Here is a 19925-nt window from a genome sequence, read left to right as displayed (position 1 = left end):
GTTACAGCACCGCGACGATGGCTTCGCACAGCGCCGACATATTATCCGGCGTCATGCCTGCCACGTTAACGCGACCGGAATTCACCGCATACACGCCAAACTCTTCACGCAGACGCACCACCTGATCTTTGGTCAGACCGCTGAACGAGAACATGCCGTTCTGTTTGATGATGAAGCTGAAATCGCGCTGTGCGCCTTTCTCCGCCAGGGTATTCACAAACAGCTGGCGCATGCGCTGAATGCGCTGGCGCATGTCGGTCAGTTCCTGCACCCAGATGGTACGCAGCGCGTCGTTACCGAGAATGGTGGCGACCACGGCAGCACCGTGCGACGGCGGGTTCGAGTAGTTGGCGCGGATGCTGTATTTCACCTGGCTGAATGCTGTCTTCGCCACGTCGGCCGTTGCCGCTACCAGCGTCAGCGCACCGACACGCTCGTTGTACAGACCAAAGTTCTTCGAGTAGGAGCTGGCGACGATCAGTTCCTGATGGGATGCGGCGAAAATGCGCAGGCCTTCAGCATCTTCATCCAGACCGCGTGCGAAGCCCTGGTAGGCGAAATCGAACAGTGGCAGCCAGCCTTTCTCCAGCGACAGCTGCGCCAGCTGTTGCCACTGGTCAGCGGTAGGATCGATACCGGTCGGGTTATGGCAGCAGCCGTGGAACAGCACCACGTCGCCCGCCTGCGCTTCCTGCAGCGAGGCCAGCATGCCGTCGAAGTCGAGGCTGTGGTTCGCCGCATCGTAATACTGGTAATCACACACTTCCAGGCCGGCGGCGTTGAACACGTTTTTGTGGTTCGGCCAGCTGGGATTGCTCACCCAGACGCGTTTGACGTTGGTTTGCGTAGCGAGGAAATCCGCGGCGACGCGCAGCGCACCGGTACCGCCCGGCGTCTGCGCGGTGCAGGCGCGGCCAGCGCTAATCAGCGCGTTCTCTTTGCCAAACAGCAGTTCCTGCGTGCAGCGCGCGAAATCAGCCAGACCATCAATGCTGAGGTAGTTTTTGGTGGTCTCGTTCTCCAGCAGATACTGCTCAGCTTTTTTCACACTGGTCAGCACCGGCGTTTTGCCGGTTTCATCTTTATAAACACCAATGCCAAGATTGATTTTATTCGGGCGGTCGTCGGCGCGAAACAGGTCAGCCAGTCCCAGAATAGGATCGGCTGGTGCGGCAGAGATTGATTCAAACATGAGTCAGTTCCGTTAGGGTGAACTTTAGCAAAATGAGCTATCAGGTTAACGTCAGACGCAACGCTTGCCAACCGCTGACATAAAAAAGAAATAACTGTGGCGTATAAAGTAATGGCGCTAATCGGGAGCCCGATCACTGAAATGCAAAACGGAGCCCGAAGGCTCCGTTTCTGAGGTGTTACGCAGTTCGAATCGGCAGATTAGAACTGGTAAACCAGGCCAACGCCAACCACGTCGTCGGTAGAAGTACCGGTAGCGCGGGTGAAATCGTTGTCGTCCAGCAGGTTGATTTTGTAGTCAACGTAGGTGGACATGTTTTTGTTGAAGTAGTAGTAGGTACCGATTTCGATATATTTAACCAGGTCAGCATCGCCGCCAGCGAAGGTTGAACCGTGGCCAGTCGCGCCGTTCAGGTCCTTGCCTTTAGACTGCAGGTAAGCGATGGATGGACGCAGACCGAAGTCGAACTGGTACTGAGCAACCACTTCGAAAGCCTGCGCTTTGTTGGCAGCGAAGTTGAAGTCAGGGCCGGTAGCGCCAGTGCCGTCGTTGTTATTGCCATATTGAGTCAGGTTACGTGACTCACCGTAGAAGGCTGCCAGGTAAACATTGTTCGCGTCATATTTCAGACCGAAGCCGTAGGCACTTGCTTTATCACCGTTGCCATCAGTTGCCTGCTGGTCAGTGCGGTCAGAGTTGAAGTATGCACCCACTGCGCTGATGCCCATGCCAGTGTCATAGGACAGAGAGGTACCCCAGCCATCACCGTTGTCGTAACGAGGGCCACGACCTTCGTTTTTGCCCTGATACTGAACGGCGAATGCCAGACCGTCAACCAGACCGAAGAAGTTGCTGTTACGGTAGGTAGCCAGACCGTTTGAACGACCGGCCATGAAGTTGTCGTTGTCCTGATACAGGGTATCATCACCGAATACTGGCAGCTGGTCAGTGTAAGACATTGCGTCGTACAGAACGCCGTAGTTACGACCGTAGTCGAATGAGCCTGCATCACCAAATTTCAGACCGGCGAAGCCCAGACGGGTTTTAGAACCAGAAGTGCCTTCAGATTCAGCAACGTTAGCCTGTACGTTGTATTCCCACTGGCCGTAACCGGTCAGCTGGTCGGTAATCTGAGTTTCACCCTTGAAGCCGAAACGAACGTAAGATTTGTCGCCGTCTGAGCTTGAGTCATCAGAGAACTGGTGACGCGCATCAACTTTACCGTAGAGGTCCAGTTTGTTGCCATCTTTGTTATAGATTTCTGCTGCGTTTGCTGCGCCGGCAGCTAACAGAGCAGGGATAACCACTGCAAGAATGTTGCGCTTCATCATTATTTATTACCCTCATTGGAGTTATTTGGACATCTGCCACTGCCGTCAAGAAACCTTTACGGGAACCTTGAAAGAAGTTTGATGTCTCCTGTGTCTGCACGCATCTTTCCATCACGGGGTTGCTAATTCTAGCCCGAAAATGATTCAATTCTCGTAATTACGTATCAAAAAGCAAAATTGTATTACAATTTGTAAAATATCGGGAACTTTGTGAGAGAACTCAAAATTTACAAAAATAAAAAAAGGCCGGCAGGGCCGACCTCAATATATATATGAATTTCTTATATTTAATCTTAAATCTTAGAAATTCGCGTTACGTGGCGTGCGTGGGAACGGGATAACGTCTCTTACATTTTGTACACCGGTGACATAGGCGATCAAACGTTCGAAACCTAAACCGAAGCCGGCATGCGGCACGGTGCCATAGCGACGCAGGTCACGATACCACCAGTAATCTTCTTTATTCAGACCCATTTCAGCGAGGCGCGCATCCAGTACATCAAGACGCTCTTCACGCTGGGAACCACCGATGATTTCACCGATGCCCGGCGCCAGCACGTCCATCGCCGCCACGGTTTTGCCGTCGTCGTTCATACGCATATAGAACGCTTTAATATCTTTCGGGTAGTTCTTCACCACCACCGGCGCTTTAAAGTGTTTCTCCGCCAGATAACGCTCGTGTTCGGAAGAGAGATCGACACCCCATGACACCGGGTTCTCGAAGCTCTGGCCGCTTTTCAGCAGGATGTCGACGGCGTCGGTATAGTCTACCTGGGCGAAATCCGTGGTGATGAAGCGCTCCAGACGGGCGATGGCTTCTTTATCCACGCGATCGGCGAAGAACGCCATATCATCAGCACGCTCTTCCAGTACCGCTTTAAACACATACTTCAGCATCGCTTCCGCCAGGGCAGCCGCATCGTCCAGCGTAGCGAACGCCACTTCCGGCTCCAGCATCCAGAATTCCGCTAAGTGACGGCTGGTATTCGAGTTTTCAGCACGGAACGTTGGACCAAAGGTATACACTTTGGACAGCGCACAGGCGTAGGTCTCGGCGTTCAGCTGGCCGGAAACGGTCAGGAAAGCCTCTTTACCAAAGAAGTCTTTATCAAAATCGACTTTGCCCTGCGGGTCGCGCGGCAGGTTTTCCAGATCCAGCGTTGAGACGCGGAACATCTCGCCGGCACCTTCGGTGTCAGAAGCGGTGATCAGCGGCGTGGAGACCCAGAAATAGCCGTTTTCATGGAAGAAGCGATGCAGCGCCTGCGCCAGCGTATGACGTACGCGCGCTACGGCACCAACAATGTTGGTGCGCGGACGCAGGTGCGCCACTTCACGCAGGTATTCGATGCTGTGACGTTTAGCCGCCATCGGATAGGTATCCGGATCGTCCACCCAGCCGGTGACTTCAACCTGGGTCGCCTGCAGTTCGAATGCCTGGCCTTCACCCGGCGACTCCACCACTTTACCGGTGACGATCACCGAACAGCCGGTGGTCAGACGCAGCACTTCATCCTGATAATTATTCAGAGAATTATTGACGACGGCCTGAACGGGATTAAAGCAGGAACCGTCATAAACGGCGATGAAGGAAAGACCGGCTTTGGAATCTCTTCGGGTACGTACCCAACCACGTACGGTGACTTCACTGTCAACCGCGACACGGCCGTGCAGTACATCCGCTACAGGCACTACGCTCATAAAAATCTCTCTATATAAATGAAGATGGAGTGAAATAAGCCCCATTCCGGGGTTTAGCTATGTTACTTGCGAGCCACCAGGAAACAAGCAAAATTGCCGGGGAATAAAGAGATTTTCTGGCGCAGAGCAGGGCGCAGGCACCCTGCTCAGGCCAATTAGCTGGCGCGTTTGACCAGCGGCAGGTCGAAGGCTTTGCGCAGGGCGCGCACGAAGGCTTTATCCTGGCAGATGGTTTTACCGGGACTGTCGGAGAGTTTGGCCACCGGTTTGCCGTTGCAGCTCACCAGTTTGATCACGATATTCAAAGGCGTGACGCCGGGAATATCGCAGGTGAGGCGGGTGCCGATGCCAAATACCACGTTCGCACGCTGACCGAAATGACGATACAGCGCCAGCGCTTTATCGAGGTTGAGATTGTCGGAGAACACCAGCGTTTTGCTGAGCGGATCGATATTCAGCCGCTGATAATGCGCAATGGCTTTTTCTCCCCACTCCACCGGATCGCCCGAATCATGGCGCAGGCCCTGATAGCGATGGGCAAAACCGGGGCCGAAATCACGCAGGAAGGCGTCCATCGTGATGCAGTCTGTCAGGGCAATGCCGAGCTGGTTATCGTACTCATCCAGCCACGATTGCAGCGCCGCGCGCTGGCTGTTGGCCAGTACCGGGCTGATCTGCTGATGCGCCTGGAACCATTCATGTGCCTGGGTTCCGACCGGGTTAAGCTGCAACCGGCGCGCCAGATCGTAGTTACTGGTGCCCAGCAGCCACGGGAATTCGTTTTTCAGCGTGCTGACAATCGCTTCCTGCACCGCGCGCGAATAACGACGGCGCGTGCCAAAGTCCATCAGCTGGAAGCGCGACATATCGAGATCGCCCACCTGCTCACGGAAGTGCACCAGCTTCTGCTGCAGATGCGCCACCGCCTGTTCCGCGCCGCTTTCCGGCGTCCGGTGGCGGTGTACCACTTCGCTGATCAGCGCCAGCAGCGGCACTTCCCACAGAATCACTTCACGCCACGGGCCGCGAATCTGAATGCGCAGATGCCCGTGATCGTCGCGCACCTCAACCTGCGAGGCATCGAAGCGGAACTGGCGCAGCCAGTCGAGATAATCCTGCTGGAAAAACGGTAAGCTGCTGAGGTAACGATATTCGTCATCGCTCAGCGCCAGAGATTGCATGGCAGTAATGTGCGTGCGGATGGCGTCGGCATACTGGCCGAGCTGCTCATCGCTGCGGCAGCGAAATTCTGCCGTTACCGGGACATCGTAGTAACGATGATAAACGGCCTGCTGCATGTGAAGCTTATAGGCATCGGTATCAAGCAGCGTGGTCAAAATCGGGGAAGCGTGTCCAGTCATGGTGCGTTTCAGCATCCTCTTCCGCGGAGCAGAGCCCGGTATTCAACAAAGTCATAAAGACGCAGGAGTATAAAACAGTAATCACCGCGATCACACCATAATTGCAGGTGACAGGTCGAGGGTCATTTGTGCCATTGTTAATGAATTGTAGACTTTTGGCGCAACGCACGCATTGTGCGTGGCAACCCGGGCGCAACCCGCTTAGACTCTGAGGGTTGACTATATTAACGATGCGAGAAGGATTTATGACGCAACAGCCGCAAATTAAATATCGCCACGACTACCGGGCGCCGGACTACACCATCACCGATATCGACCTGACGTTTGATCTTGATGCGGCGACCACGCGCGTCACCGCCGTCAGTCACGTAAAACGCCTTGGCGCGCAGCAGGCTGAACTGCGTCTGGACGGTGAGGCGCTGACGCTGCTGTCGCTGGCGGTGGATGGCAATCCGTGGCCGCACTACCGCGAAGAGCAGGGCGCACTGATCATCAGCCAGCTGCCGGACAACTTTACCCTGACCATTATTAATGAAATCCATCCGGATAAAAACACCGCGCTGGAAGGGCTGTATAAATCCGGCGAGGCGCTCTGCACCCAGTGTGAAGCCGAAGGCTTCCGGCATATCACCTGGTATCTCGATCGCCCGGACGTGCTGGCGCGCTTCACCACCACCCTCATCGCCGACGCGGCTAGCTATCCGTACCTGCTGTCCAACGGCAACAAACTGGAGAGCGGTCAGCACGAGGATGGGCGTCACTGGGTGAAGTGGCAGGATCCGTTCCCGAAACCCTGCTACCTGTTTGCGCTGGTCGCCGGCGATTTCGATGTGCTGCGTGACAGCTTTACCACCCGTTCCGGCCGTAACGTGGCGCTGGAAATTTTTGTCGATCGCGGCAACCTGGACCGCGCGGACTGGGCGATGACCTCGCTCAAAGCCAGCATGAAGTGGGACGAAGAGCGTTTCGGCCTCGAATATGACCTCGATATCTTTATGATCGTCGCGGTGGATTTCTTCAACATGGGCGCGATGGAGAATAAAGGCCTCAACGTCTTCAACTCCAAATACGTGCTGGCCAAAGCGGAAACCGCCACCGACAAAGACTATCTCGGCATTGAAGCCGTGATTGGTCACGAATATTTCCACAACTGGACCGGCAACCGCGTGACCTGCCGCGACTGGTTCCAGCTCAGCCTGAAAGAAGGTCTGACGGTCTTCCGCGATCAGGAGTTCAGCTCCGATCTCGGCTCGCGCGCGGTCAACCGTATTGATAATGTGCGCGTGATGCGCGGCGCGCAGTTTGCCGAGGATGCCAGCCCGATGGCCCATCCGATCCGTCCGGATCAGGTGATCGAAATGAACAACTTCTATACCCTGACGGTGTACGAGAAGGGTTCGGAAGTGATTCGCATGCTGCACACGCTGCTGGGTGAAGAGCAGTTCCAGCAGGGGATGCAGCTCTATTTCGAGCGTCACGATGGCAGCGCCGCCACCTGTGATGATTTTGTGCAGGCGATGGAAGATGCCTCCAACGTCGATCTGTCCCAGTTCCGCCGCTGGTACAGTCAGTCAGGCACGCCGGTGCTGACGGTGCGTGATGACTACAACCCGGAGCTGGAGCAGTACACGCTGCACGTCACGCAGCACACGCCCCCGACCGCCGATCAAAAGGAGAAGCTGCCGCTGCACATTCCGCTGGATATCGAACTGTATGACGGCGAAGGCAAGGTCATTCCGTTGCAGCACAACGGTCATCCGGTTCATCACGTGCTGAACGTCACCGACGAGTTCCAGACCTTCATTTTCGACAAGGTCTATTTCCAGCCGGTGCCGTCGCTGCTGCGGGAATTCTCCGCACCGGTGAAGCTCGACTATAAATGGAGCGATGCGCAGCTGACTTTCCTGATGCGCCACGCGCGCAACGACTTCTCGCGCTGGGATGCCGCGCAAAGCCTGCTGGCGACGTATATCCGCCTCAACGTGGCGCGCCATCAGCAGGGCCAGCCGCTGTCGCTGCCGCTGCACGTCGCCGATGCTTTCCGCGCGGTGCTGCTGGATGAGCAGGGCGATCCGGCGCTGATGGCGCTGATCCTGACGCTGCCGTCAGAGAATGAGATCGCCGAGCTGTTCGAGGTGATCGACCCGCTGGCGATTGCCGCAGTGCGCGCGGCGCTGGTGCGCACGCTGGCGAATGAGCTGAGCGATGAGTTTTACGCGGTGTATCTCGCCAACCAGAGCAGCGACTACAAAGTCGAGCATGCCGAGATCGGCAAGCGCGCGCTGAAGAATGTCTGCCTGAGTTATCTGGCGTTTGCGGACGCGGAGCAGGCCAGCAAACTGGTGCAGGCGCAGTACGACAAAGCCAGCAACATGACCGATGCGCTAGCCGCGCTGTCAGCGGCGGTGGCGGCGCAGTTGCCGTGCCGTGATGCGCTGCTGGCGGCGTACGACGAGCGCTGGCATCAGGATGGTCTGGTGATGGATAAGTGGTTTATGTTGCAGGCCACCAGCCCGGCGGCTGACGTGCTGAGCAAGGTTCGTAGCTTGCTGACGCATCGCTCGTTCACCATGGGTAACCCGAACCGCATCCGTTCGCTGATTGGCGCGTTTGCCTCGGCCAACCCGGCAGCCTTCCACGCCAAAGATGGCAGCGGCTACCAGTTCCTGGTGGAGATGCTGACCGATCTCAACCGCCGCAACCCGCAGGTGGCAGCGCGCATGATTGAGCCGCTGATTCGTCTGAAGCGTTATGATGCCGACCGTCAGGCGCTGATGCGTAAGGCGCTGGAGACGCTGAAAGGGCTGGAGAATCTGTCCGGCGATCTGTACGAGAAGATCACCAAAGCGCTGAACGCGTAAGAAAAAAATGCGCAATAAATTGCGCCGCTACAAAGAGTTGCAATCCTCTGTAGCGGCGCGATTTATCGCGCGTCCTGAATTAGCGCTGCTGCGCGAACTGCAGGGGCTGCTCTGAGGTTCCCCGCTTCATCACCCGATCCAGCACCTCGGCCTCCAGCTCGGCAAGGCGCGCCGATCCTTTGCGGCGCGGACGCGGTAAATCCACCGCCAAATCCAGCCCGATCTGACCCTCTTCAATCAGCAATACGCGATCGGCCATCGCCACCGCTTCGCTGACATCGTGCGTCACCAGCAACACGGTAAAATTATGCTGCTGCCATAGCGACTCAATCAGGCCCTGCATTTCAATACGCGTCAGCGCATCAAGTGCGCCGAGTGGTTCATCGAGCAGCAGCAGGCCGGGACGATGAATCAGCGCCCGCGCCAGGGCCACCCGCTGTTTCTGTCCGCCGGAGAGCGCTGCCGGCCACTCATGTGCGCGATCGGCCAGACCGACCGCCGCCAGCGCCTCAAGTGCGGCGCTGCGCCACTCGCGGCCTTTCAGACCGAGGCCAACGTTATCGATCACTTTCTTCCACGGCAGCAGACGCGCATCCTGAAACATCAGGCGGGTATCTTCGCGCGCCTCGGCCAGCGGCGCGTTGCCCGCCAGCAGTTCACCGTGCGTGGTGGATTCCAGCCCGGCCAGCAGGCGCAGCAGGGTACTTTTACCGCAGCCGCTGCGGCCAACCACCGCGACAAACTGGCCGGCCGGGATGTGTAAATCGATATGATTCAGGATGGTGCGATTGCCATACTGCTTGGTGACGCCATTGACGCCCACCGGGGTACCGCGGTTCAGGCGCGCCGGGCTTAGCGTTGCGTTGCTCATGCGTTCTCCTCCTTCAATTGGTAAGCCGGATGCCAGCGCAGCCAGACACGCTCCAGCAGCTGTGCCGTTACGTCGGCCAGTTTGCCCAGCAGGGCATAGAGAATGATGGCGACCACCACCACATCGGTTTGCAGAAACTCACGGGCGTTCATTGCCAGATAGCCAATACCGGAGTTGGCCGAGATGGTTTCGGCCACGATCAGCGTCAGCCACATCAGACCGAGGGCAAAGCGCACGCCAACCATGATTGACGGCAGCGCGCCCGGCAAAATCACCTGAATAAACAGGCTCCAGCCGGAAAGACCATAGCTGCGCGCCATCTCCACCAGGCCGCGGTCAATATTCCGTATGCCGTGATAGGTATTGAGGTAGATAGGGAACAGCGTGCCGAGCGCCACAAGAAAAATTTTGGCTGACTCGTCGATGCCGAACCACAGAATCACCAGCGGGATCAGCGCCAGGTGCGGCACGTTACGCAGCATCTGTACCGAGGTATCCAGCAACCGTTCCCCGGTGCGCGACGTGCCGGTAATCAGCCCGAGAATCAGGCCAATCGAACCGCCAATGGCAAAGCCGATTGCCGCTCGCCAGCCGCTGATGGCGAGGTGTTGCCACAACTCACCGCTGGCCGCGAGATGCCAGAAGGTGATGACAATATTCTCCGGCGAGGGCAGGATGCGCGTCGACAGCCAGCCGGCCTGTGAGGCAATCTGCCACACCACCACCAGCAGCACCGGCAGCGCCCACGGCAGCAGGGCATTGCTCAGCTGTTTCTTGACCTTTGCCATATGCAACTCCTTAACTCTGCGCGACTTTTTGCGGGGTGAAATCATTGGCGACCGCTTCACCGTGCGCCTGCACTACGCGGGGTTGCGGGATTTCCGGCACGGCCAGGTCGAGATGAGGGAACAGCAGCTCGCCCACGCGATAGGCCTCTTCCAGATGCGGATAGCCAGACAGAATAAAGGTCTCGATGCCGAGATCCTGATACTCCTGCATACGCGCCGCGACCGTCGGACCGTCGCCCACCAGTGCAGTCCCGGCACCGCCGCGTACCAGACCGACGCCAGCCCACAGGTTCGGGCTGATCTCCAGCCGATCGCGCCGTCCGCCGTGCAGCGCGGCCATGCGCTGCTGACCGACTGAATCGGTGCGGGCAAAAGCCGCCTGCGCTTTAGCAATGGTGGCATCGTCAAGATGGGCGATGAGCCGGTCTGCCGCCTGCCATGCTTCCTCATTGGTTTCACGCACAATCACGTGCAGACGAATGCCGAAGCGCACCGTGCGCCCCTGCGCCGCCGCTTTGGCGCGCACCTGTTCAATCTTCTCTTTGACCAGCGCCGGCGGTTCGCCCCAGGTCAGATAGACATCCACCTGCTCCGCGGCCAGATCCTGCGCCGCATCCGAAGAGCCGCCGAACCACAGCGGTGGACGTGGCTGCTGCACCGCTTTAAACATCAATCGTGCACCGCGCACTTTGACGTACTTGCCTTCGTAATCGACCGTTTCGCCTTCACTCACCCGGCGCCAGACGCGGGTAAACTCCGCAGATTCGGCATAACGCTCGCGGTGATCGAGGAAAACGCCGTCGCCCGCCAGCTCTTCCGGATCGCCGCCGGTGACGAGGTTAAACAGCGCGCGCCCGTTGGAGAGACGATCGAGCGTGGCGGCCTGCCGTGCGGCCTGCGTCGGGGAAATCACTCCCGGGCGCAGCGCCACCAGAAAACGCAGGCGCTGCGTCACCGGAATCAGGGATGCGGCCACCAGCCATGCATCTTCACACGACCGGCCTGTGGGGATCAGCACGCCACCAAAACCGAGGCGGTCGGCGGCCTGCGCCACCTGTTGCAGATAACCGTGGTCCACCGGGCGCGCGCCTTCGGCGGTACCGAGATAATGGCCGTCGCCGTGGGTGGGAAGAAACCAGAATACGGATACGCTCATGATAAATTTCCTTATGGCCGGGCCGGCTGTGGCTGCCAGATGCGATCGGCAATGGTGACTTTGACCGGCATTAAATGGTTGGCATAAAACAGATCGGCAGTTTGCTGTTGGGCCTGCGCCGTGTGGGCGCTGACCGGCGTAATGGTGGTCGGAGGACGATGGTCAAGGTAGCTGGCGATCACCGGCTTCGGCAGGCCCATCGCCTGTGCCAGCAGATCGATACTTTGCTGGCGCTGGCTACGCGTCAGCGCATCGGCTTCGCTAAAGGTGTGCAGCACCTGCTGCACGAAGTCACCGTGCTCGGTAGCAAAGCTGCGCGTGGCGAGGTAGAACGAACCGGTCTGGTTCAGCTTACTGCCGTCCACCAGCACACGGACGTTGCCCTGCAGCAGCGCAGCGGAATAGTAGGGATCCCAGATCGCCCAGGCGTCAACATCACCCTGCTGAAACGCGGCGCGCGCATCGGCTGGCGTCAGATAAGTCGGCTGAATATCGTTAAAGCTCAGGCCAGCCTGTTCCAGCGCGCGCAGCAGCAGATTGTGCGAACTGGAGCCTTTCTGGAACGCCACTTTATGGCCTTTCAGTTGCGCCACGCTGTGGATGGGACTGTCCTTCGGCACCAGAATCACCTCGGCCTGCGGCTTCGGTGGCTCCGAGCCGACATACAGCAAATCCGCCCCGGCGGCCTGAGCAAACAGCGGCGGGATATCACCGGTGCTGCCCAGGTCAATGCTGCCCACGTTCAGTGCCTCAAGCATTTGCGGACCGGCCGGAAACTCGAACCACTGAATGTTGGTGGTCGGGAAGCGCTGCTCCAGCAGCCGATGCGATTTGGCCAGCACCATGCTGACCGATCCTTTCTGATAGCCGATACGGAATTGTGCTGGCGCTTCGGCAGCCTGAGCCGTGAGGGTCAGGGCAAACAGCGCGGTAACGGTCGGCAGCAGCCAGCGGGTTAACATCCTTTTCATCGCAGTTCCTTTATACAGCCTGAGCATAGGGTTGATGACGACGGTGCAGCGCCTGCCAGAAGGTTTCCAGCGCCTCATCAATGCGCTCGCTCAGCAGCGCATCCAGCTCAGGCTGGCGGTCGTAATGGGTGATCTGCGTATCACTGGCGAACACGCCGTGCAGAACTTCCTGCGCTTTCAGCGCGTTCAGCACCGGTTTCAGCGCGTAGTCAACGGCCAGCATGTGCGCCACGCTGCCGCCGCTGGCCAGCGGCAGCACCACTTTATGTTCCAGCGCCCGCTCTGGCAGCAGGTCGAGCAGGGTTTTCAGCGCGCCTGAGAAAGAGGCTTTATAAATCGGTGTGGCGACGATCAGCCCCTCCGCGAGCGCTAAATCCGCTTTAAGCGCGGTCAGTGCCGGTGAGTCAAAGCGCGCATACAGCAAATCTTCCGGCTGAAAGTTGTGAATGTTCCACGGAATCACCTCAACGCCACGCGCTTCCAGCGCCCGCTGGCACACACTCAGCAGCGCCGTAGAACGTGAAGGAAAACGCGGACTCCCCGCCAGCGTAATAACCCGCATGGTCACTCCTTATAACTGAAAGTTATTGATTAGCAATTATTGAGAACTGATGCGTTCAATCCTGACAGAGCAGGCGGCGAGGCGTAAATGATTTATCCGGCAATGGATAGCCGTCAGGCGGGAATAGCGCGCTCTTTTAAAAGAAGGGAAAAGCGCCTCTAAGGTTAATCTGAATTGCACCCGCAGATTGCCGGGTTTTCATTAGCGGCTTCCGTCACGGGCAAGGTGAGAATGATTAAAAGCGCTGTTGCCTGGTTAAATCAGAGGTGTAACCGTCGACACATATCGCCGGGCGCGCCATTGTCGTCAGGCTTAAGAAGAAATAGATGAGGTAATTTAAGCTGTAGCGAAGAAATGGCGGCCTAAGTTAAAAATTATCACCAGGATTTTTCTCACCTGCTGTTTTCGCTGCTCCATTTTAAGTTGGCCTTAAATTGAAGAGGAAGTGTGTCAAAACGTAGCCTTTTATTAAAATTGAGCCATGTCTCAACGTTTCCTGTTACGAGTATTGCTAATTTCCTCTGCGCTTAAGTGGGGCTTTCTTTAGTGACGCTTAACAATAAAAGGCAAATAAACAGCCAGCCTGGCAAGGGCCAATAGTCATGCCGTCGGCGGGCTGTTTATAATCGATTGAGTTTTCTTACGCTAAAAAAAAGTCACTGCCTTATTTGCGCTTAATTGGGCGGATTTTTGTCTGGCCATTATTCAGTATTATTTTTAGGGAGAGGAATATGGGAAGGTCTGCTCTGTTAGTGCACCCGGCTGAGCCGGTTACCGCTCAGCCCGCGCGCGTCGCGGCTGATAACGTTAATCCACTATTGTGTTATCTGCTGCAGCCGGATGCCGCGCACAGCCAGTTTACCGCTGTGCCACAGCCAGCGGCGGAGAGCGTCAGCGACGACGCGTTCTTACTGTTTGCCGCCGACGGCTTTGCGCCCTCTGCTGCACTGTTGCAGGAAGTGGCAACGCTCAGCCATCAGCGCCCGGAGCTCAACTGCATGCTGGTTTCACTGGCACCACGCGCACTGAGCAGCGGCCTGCAGCCGTCGCTGCAGCTGTTCCAGCAGCTGCAGGCGCAGCGCCTGTGGCAGCAGAATAACTATGCGGTCATCCTGCGCGCCGCGCTGGTGAAAAATGCCGCTCCGCTGGTACGCATTCAGGATGTGATGCTGGCCGGCCTGTTAAATACGCAAACGGTATGGCTGCTGGATGCTCGCGCTGAGCATGAGGTCACCACGGTTAATCCGCCACCCAGCTATCAGCAATTTATGACGGAGTATGAAAAGGTCACCCGTTTGTCACACTTTATTCCGGAGCGAAACCGTTATCGCCAGAGTTATTTACGCAGCGGGTTATTACAGCTGGTACAGCAGGAATTAAACGCTGAAACGCAGTTCTCTAATAATGTGCGGCACGCGGTGCGCTACTTTGCCGATCAGTTTTCACCGCAGAGCACAATGGAAAAACTGTTACTGAAACATCCCGACCTCTATTTCTCACTGATGAAAATGAGAAAAAGCCGCTGAGATAGCGCCAGCGTTAATTTTAAGAATTACTCCCGTGGGCGCTGAGGTATTTTTGTGTCACGCTGTTAACACTGAGAAAAATACCCAGACGCCAGAGTTTTTATGTCTATCAAACGTAACGCGATTGCCAACTATGTTGGCCAGATCTATCTGACGCTGTCAGGTATTTTAGTGGTTCCCCTGTATATTCAGCATTTAGGTATGGAAGCTTACGGTCTCGTGGGCTTCTTTTCTATATTGCTGACCTGGCTGCAGCTGCTCGACGCGGGCGTTTCAACCACGCTGATGCGCGAGGCGGCACGCTACCGGGCGAATCAGGCAGAATTTGTCTGGTTTCCGGCGCTGTTTGCCACGCTGACCCGCTTCTTCCTGTTCTCCACCCTGGTGCTGGTGGTGCTCGGCTGGCTGGCGACGTCATGGATCGCCACGCACTGGCTGGATGCGCAGCACTTGCCCGCCAGCGATGTGGTGGTGGCCGTGGCGATCATGGTGATCACCGCCGCGATTCGCTGGCGTACCAGCCCGTATCGCAGCGTGATTGTCGGTTTTGAGCATCAGGTCTGGCTCAACGGCGTGAACCTGATTATTACCACGCTGCGTACTTTTGGCGCGGTACTGGTGATCCAGCTGTTCCCGAATCCGCTGCTGACCTTCTTTATCTGGCAATTGCTGGTCTCGATTGCCGAAGCAGCCTGCTGTATCTGGAAATCCTGTCAGCTGGTGCCCCGCGCAGCGCGCAAAGAGAAGCGCGACGATCTGAAAGGCGTGCTCAAACCCTTTATCCGCTTTGCGCTGAGCGCCGCCTTCTCCAGCGCCGTGTGGACCTTTATTTCGCAGATTGACCGGCTGGTGCTGTCAAAAACCCTGCCGCTGAGTGAATACGGCTCGTTCACCGTGGTCGCCACGGCTGCGACCGGAATCCTGCTGCTGAGCAGTCCGATTATGCAGGCGATTGTGCCGCGCATGACCGGCATGAAAACCCGTCAGCAGGGCGATGCCGAATCGCTGAAGCTCTATCGCTATACCACCCAGGCGGTGGCAATTTTTATGGCCCCGCTCAGCATCACCATTGCCTGCTATGCCGGACCGCTACTGTGGGCGTGGACGCAGAAACCGCAAATTGTCGAAGAGATGGCGTTTGTGCTTAGCCTGTATGCGCTCGGCAGCGGCATCCAGGCGATCTGCGGCCTGCTGTATCACCTGCAATACGTCAACGGCAATTTGAAACTACACATGCAGGGATTCACCTGTTTTGCCGTCGTGCTGGTGCCGCTCAACATCTGGTGTGCCGTCCATTACGGGGCGCTGGGCACCGGCTGGCTGTGGCTGGGGCAGAATATCTTCTATTTAGTTGGCTGGGCGTGGCTGGTGCATCGCCGCTTTGCGCCGGGCATCCATTTCAGCTGGCTGACGCGCGACGTAGCGCTGATTTGGGCGGTGTCGGCGCTGATTGCCTGGCTCAGCACGCTGCTGCCCATCGAGTGGAACCAGAATCGCTGGATCAACCTGCTGTGGCTGGGGCTGATCGGGGCCTTTAACCTTGGCGTGTGCTGTCTGTTACACAGCCTGGTGCTAAAACGCCTGCGCGCGCCGCTTGTTAACGCAGAGGAAAGAGGATGAGCATGACATCACGCCGCACGCCGACGGTTTCGGTAATTATCCCTAACTGGAACTGCGCGCCCTGGCTGCCGGAAACCCTGGGGTCGCTACTTCGCCAGTCATCGCCGCCGGAAGAGATCATCATTATTGATGATGGCTCAAGCGATGACAGCGTGGCCTGGCTGACGGCGTTTGCTGCGCAGCATCCGCAGGTGACGCTGCTGAGTGGCGGACGCGGCGGCGTCAGTGCCGCGCGCATGAAGGGGCTGGCCGCAGCCAGCGGCGATTTCGTCTATTTTATGGATGCCGACGACTTCGTCTCGACCGAACTGTTCGCCGATTTCCGCCGCGTACAGGCGCGTCACCCGGAGATTGATCTGTTCTGCTTTGGCGCGAAGATGTTTTTCGACCTGCCAGCACCGCAGCGCCATTATCAGACCATCCATCAGCGCCACGTCAGCGGCCTGCTGCCGGGCGGCAGCGCCACGCTGCGCACGCTGATTCAGCATCAGTCGGCGCATCGGGTGATCTGGAGCAGCATCATTTCGCGTCGCCTGATTGACCAGCTCGATCTGCAGTTTCTGCCGATCCAGAACCATGAAGACGCGCCTTTTATGTTCGCCCTCTACCTGCAGGCGCGCGCGCTGTACTGCACCAGCCAGAGCTACTACTACAAACGCTTTATGCTGAGTTCACTGTCGCAGAGCACGCGCGACTTCTCGTGGGTGAAAAATTACTTTATCGCCCGCGCCGGCAGTGAGCAGTTCCTGCACCAGCAGCAACTGCCGTACGATGAGGCGCTGCTGGATGACTATTACCAGACGGTGATGCACGGCTGCCTGACGCAAATCCGCAAAAATCACATGACGGTGCCCGCCGAGTGGCAGCCGCAGGTGAATCAGCTGGTGCGTAAAGTGTTACAGCACAACGCGCGACTGAAACTGCTGTGGTATTGCCCGGCGATTTACAGCGGCTTACAGGCCTGCCGCGATCGTCTGGGACGCTATTCCGCCCGACGCTGATACCGATCAAATTGTTGCATCCCAGAGTAATTTACTTTTGCGCCAGAGCACCTTACCATTCTGGCGCACAAATTCCCGTGCACCCGACTTTCACGAAGCTTCCGCCATTCAGGAGAGTGCATGCTATATCCTATCGTCCGGCCGGCGCTGTTTAAGCTCGATCCAGAGCGCGCGCACGAACTCACCTTTCAACAGTTACGCTTCATCAGCGGCACGCCGCTGGAAGGGCTGATTCGTCAGTCGCTGCCGTCACGCCCGGTGACCTGTATGGGGCTGACCTTTCCGAACGCGCTGGGTCTGGCTGCGGGTCTGGATAAGAACGCGGAGTGCATTGATGCCTTTGGCGCCATGGGCTTTGGCTTTGTCGAAGTGGGCACGGTGACGCCGCGCGCGCAGCCGGGCAATGACAAACCCCGCATGTTCCGGCTGGTGGCGGCGGAAGGAATCATCAACCGCATGGGGTTTAATAATCTCGGCGTCGATCACCTGGTTGAGAATGTGAAAAAGGCGCGCTTTAAAGGCGTGCTCGGCATCAATATTGGTAAAAATAAAGACACGCCGGTGGAGCAGGGCAAAGACGATTATCTCACCTGCATGGAAAAGGTGTATGCGCACGCCGGTTATATTGCCATCAATATTTCCTCACCGAATACCCCCGGATTACGTTCGCTGCAATATGGCGAAGCGCTGGACGATCTGCTGTCGGCGATTAAATTAAAACAGCGGGCGCTGCAGGAAAGCCATCTGAAATATGTGCCGGTGGCGGTGAAGATCGCGCCGGATCTTTCTGAAGAAGAATTGATCCAGGTTGCCGACAGTTTAGTGCGTCACGAAATAGACGGCGTGATCGCCACCAATACCACGCTCGATCGTTCGCTGGTGAGCGGGTTAAAATATGCCGACGAAGCGGGGGGATTAAGTGGCCGTCCGGTACAGTCGCGCAGCACCGAGGTGATTCGCCGTCTGGCGCAGGAGCTGCAGGGACGTCTGCCTATTATTGGCGTCGGCGGCATTGATTCGCTGGTCGCGGCACGGGAAAAAATGGCGGCTGGCGCAACGCTGGTGCAGATATACTCTGGCTTTATTTATAAAGGTCCGGGTTTAATTAAAGATATCGTGACCCATCTCTAAGACATTTCTCACTTTCCCTGGCCGGGGGGTTTATTTCTCCCTCCGGCTCGTTTATATTTTGTCCTGTTCGTACAATTTTCAGCTTTTTCCTTAAAGCAATATTTTAAATTTCAGCGCCGTTTAGCGCAGCGTAAATCCACAGGGCACCCCATGAAAATCAAACCCGATGACAACTGGCGTTGGTATTTTGACGCAGAGCATGACCGGATGATGCTGGATCTGGCCGATGGAATGTTATTTCGCTCGCGCTTCTCGCGCAAAATGCTGACGCCCGATGCCTTTAATGACAGCGGTTTTTGCGTTGATGACGCTGCGCTTTATTTTACTTTTGAAGAGCGCTGTCGCCAGAGCGGCTTAAAAAGCGATCAGCGCGCCGAGCTGGTGCTGAACGCGCTGGTGGCCAGCCGTTTCCTTAAGCCGCTGATGCCGAAAAGCTGGCACTTCACCAGCCATGCGCACAGCTGGCAGCCCGTCGCGGGCGATATGGTGGCGGTAACGCTGGCCGACAGCGGCGAACAGGCACAGCTGCTGGTGGTCGAAAGCGGCGAGAATGCCGCGCTCTGTCTGCTGGCGCAGAGTGCGCTGACGGTGGCGGGCAAAGGGATGCAGCTCGGCGATGCCATCAAGATCATGAACGATCGCCTGCAGCCACAGTTGCAGGAGAGCAGCGCGCCCTTCGCCCGCGCGGTGTAGCACTTACGCCAGTTCGATATCTCCGTTCGGAATACAGCTGCAGCTGAGAATGGTGCCGTCGCCGCGCACCGCGCTCTGCTTCAGCGCCTTCACGTCACCCGACACCAGCGTCATTTTGCAGCTGCCGCAGATTCCGGCCCGACACGAGTAGGGAATGCGAAAGCCCTGCATCTCCAGCTGTTCCAGTAATACCTGCTGATTATCGCCGGCAAACTGCTGACCCTGATAGCCAATGGTCACGGCGGCCGGCGCGCTGCTGGCGGCCTGCAGCGTTTCCACCACCTCACCGGCACCGTAAGCGCGCGGCGTTTGCCGTTCCAGCACTTCAACCGTATCGCCGACGCGCACGATGCCGCTGTTAAGCGCAATCAGATTCAGGCCGAAATCGATATCTCCGCTGCCGTCCTGCGCGCTGCGGAAACGCTGCAGCGTGGCGAGCGGTTCGCCCTGCGGGTGCTTGCGACCGCTTTCGGTGCCGATGGTGGTAAACACGCAGCGGCTGCACGGCTTCGGCATCTCGAAGGTGATCTCGCCGATCTTAATACGTTTCCAGCTGTCCTCGTCCCAGGCGCTGGCGCCGCTGACGATCAGATTGGGGCGGAACTGCTCCAGCCGCACGCTGGCCGGACAGCGCTGCTGCAGATCCTGCAGCGACGCCATGTTGACCAGCAGGTAAGGGAAACCGTCAGCGAACCCCAGCGGGACCTGGTCGAAGCGTTTTACCCGGCGTGACGGCTCAGGGCCAACCCAGCGCAGTTGCACCGGGCGCGGGAAAAAGCCGCTCAGCCACTGGTTGATGGTGTCAGGCGCAATGCGCGCAGTGAACTGGTTGCCCCACACTTCCGTCGGTGCCGGCTGGGTGCTGAAATCGCTGAAGCGGATCAGCGCCTGGCTGCCGTCCGGCGCGGTGATGAATAGCCCGTCGGGCAGCAGGGCGGGCGTAAAACGCACCATCTCCGGAAACTGGCGGGCGGTAATAAAGGTCCCGTCCGCTTCGGTCACCATAAAGATGCGATCGAAGGCCAGACCGCTTTCCAGCACCTGTGCGTGTGACAGCTGCAAACCACGCATCGATTTAACCGGGTGAATATACAGGCGAGACAGGGTAATCATCACAACTCCGTACAGACAAAAAGAAGCTAACTTTATGACATAGGACG

General features: G+C 57.4%; 16 protein-coding genes. 6 read left to right on the top strand and 10 right to left on the bottom strand.

From position 1 onward, the window contains the following. Window position 1: 1 nt before the first annotated feature. The 4 genes from C1N60_RS13035 to pncB all read right to left on the bottom strand — a co-directional run bounded on the left by C1N60_RS13035 (window position 2) and on the right by pncB (window position 5585). Window positions 2-1192 (bottom strand): amino acid aminotransferase, encoded by a 1191-nt coding sequence (locus C1N60_RS13035; protein ID WP_325923463.1) that lies wholly within the window; start codon window positions 1190-1192, stop codon window positions 2-4. A gap of 200 nt (window positions 1193-1392) precedes the next feature. Continuing rightward, window positions 1393-2523: a porin OmpC gene (gene ompC, locus C1N60_RS13030; RefSeq protein WP_058780805.1), complete on the bottom strand. Its 1131-nt coding sequence runs from the start codon at window positions 2521-2523 to the stop codon at window positions 1393-1395. A 300-nt stretch (window positions 2524-2823) separates the two neighbouring features. Beyond that, complete coding sequence (gene asnS / locus C1N60_RS13025) at window positions 2824-4224, bottom strand: asparagine--tRNA ligase (RefSeq protein WP_394520949.1); 1401 nt, start codon at window positions 4222-4224, stop codon at window positions 2824-2826. Window positions 4225-4379: 155 nt separating this feature from the next. Next, complete coding sequence (gene pncB, locus C1N60_RS13020) at window positions 4380-5585, bottom strand: nicotinate phosphoribosyltransferase (protein ID WP_058780857.1); 1206 nt, start codon at window positions 5583-5585, stop codon at window positions 4380-4382. 245 nt (window positions 5586-5830) lie between these two features. Between pncB and pepN the strand changes: the two genes are divergently transcribed. Beyond that, window positions 5831-8446 (top strand): aminopeptidase N, encoded by a 2616-nt coding sequence (pepN, locus tag C1N60_RS13015; RefSeq protein WP_394520948.1) that lies wholly within the window; start codon window positions 5831-5833, stop codon window positions 8444-8446. A gap of 79 nt (window positions 8447-8525) precedes the next feature. On the opposite strand, the gene ssuB is transcribed toward pepN, so the two are convergent. From ssuB to ssuE, 5 genes are read right to left on the bottom strand one after another with little or no spacing between them, the layout of a single operon-like run. Continuing rightward, the gene (gene ssuB / locus C1N60_RS13010) at window positions 8526-9317 is read right to left on the bottom strand and encodes an aliphatic sulfonates ABC transporter ATP-binding protein (RefSeq protein WP_021508325.1); all 792 of its coding nucleotides are present in this window, start codon (window positions 9315-9317) and stop codon (window positions 8526-8528) included. Then, complete coding sequence (gene ssuC, locus C1N60_RS13005; RefSeq protein ID WP_021508324.1) at window positions 9314-10105, bottom strand: aliphatic sulfonate ABC transporter permease SsuC; 792 nt, start codon at window positions 10103-10105, stop codon at window positions 9314-9316. Before ssuC ends, ssuB begins: the two co-directional genes overlap by 4 nt. Before the next feature lie 10 nt (window positions 10106-10115). Beyond that, window positions 10116-11261: an FMNH2-dependent alkanesulfonate monooxygenase gene (gene ssuD, locus C1N60_RS13000; RefSeq protein ID WP_058775379.1), complete on the bottom strand. Its 1146-nt coding sequence runs from the start codon at window positions 11259-11261 to the stop codon at window positions 10116-10118. Window positions 11262-11272: 11 nt separating this feature from the next. After that, window positions 11273-12232 (bottom strand): sulfonate ABC transporter substrate-binding protein, encoded by a 960-nt coding sequence (locus C1N60_RS12995; protein ID WP_394520947.1) that lies wholly within the window; start codon window positions 12230-12232, stop codon window positions 11273-11275. A gap of 10 nt (window positions 12233-12242) precedes the next feature. Further along, window positions 12243-12794, bottom strand: coding sequence for an NADPH-dependent FMN reductase (ssuE, locus tag C1N60_RS12990; protein ID WP_021508321.1), 552 nt, complete (start codon window positions 12792-12794; stop codon window positions 12243-12245). Window positions 12795-13525: 731 nt separating this feature from the next. Here ssuE and C1N60_RS12985 point away from each other — a divergent pair. The 5 genes from C1N60_RS12985 to C1N60_RS12965 all read left to right on the top strand — a co-directional run bounded on the left by C1N60_RS12985 (window position 13526) and on the right by C1N60_RS12965 (window position 18765). Next, window positions 13526-14320: a hypothetical protein gene (locus tag C1N60_RS12985; protein WP_394520946.1), complete on the top strand. Its 795-nt coding sequence runs from the start codon at window positions 13526-13528 to the stop codon at window positions 14318-14320. Window positions 14321-14422: 102 nt separating this feature from the next. Next, complete coding sequence (locus tag C1N60_RS12980; protein WP_394520945.1) at window positions 14423-15940, top strand: lipopolysaccharide biosynthesis protein; 1518 nt, start codon at window positions 14423-14425, stop codon at window positions 15938-15940. Then, the gene (locus C1N60_RS12975) at window positions 15937-16941 is read left to right on the top strand and encodes a glycosyltransferase family 2 protein (protein WP_394520944.1); all 1005 of its coding nucleotides are present in this window, start codon (window positions 15937-15939) and stop codon (window positions 16939-16941) included. Before C1N60_RS12980 ends, C1N60_RS12975 begins: the two co-directional genes overlap by 4 nt. A gap of 120 nt (window positions 16942-17061) precedes the next feature. Continuing rightward, window positions 17062-18072, top strand: a complete 1011-nt coding sequence (pyrD, locus tag C1N60_RS12970) for a quinone-dependent dihydroorotate dehydrogenase (RefSeq protein ID WP_021508317.1) — start codon at window positions 17062-17064, stop codon at window positions 18070-18072. Window positions 18073-18222: 150 nt separating this feature from the next. Next, window positions 18223-18765 (top strand): cell division protein ZapC, encoded by a 543-nt coding sequence (locus tag C1N60_RS12965; protein ID WP_058759732.1) that lies wholly within the window; start codon window positions 18223-18225, stop codon window positions 18763-18765. A 3-nt stretch (window positions 18766-18768) separates the two neighbouring features. Here the strand turns inward: C1N60_RS12965 and C1N60_RS12960 are convergent, their stop codons facing one another. After that, window positions 18769-19878 (bottom strand): YcbX family protein, encoded by a 1110-nt coding sequence (locus tag C1N60_RS12960; RefSeq protein ID WP_394520943.1) that lies wholly within the window; start codon window positions 19876-19878, stop codon window positions 18769-18771. Window positions 19879-19925 lie beyond the last annotated feature (47 nt).

It is taken from the genome of Pantoea sp. SGAir0184 (assembly GCF_043544755.1).
This window is presented reverse-complemented; position numbering and strand designations above follow the sequence as displayed.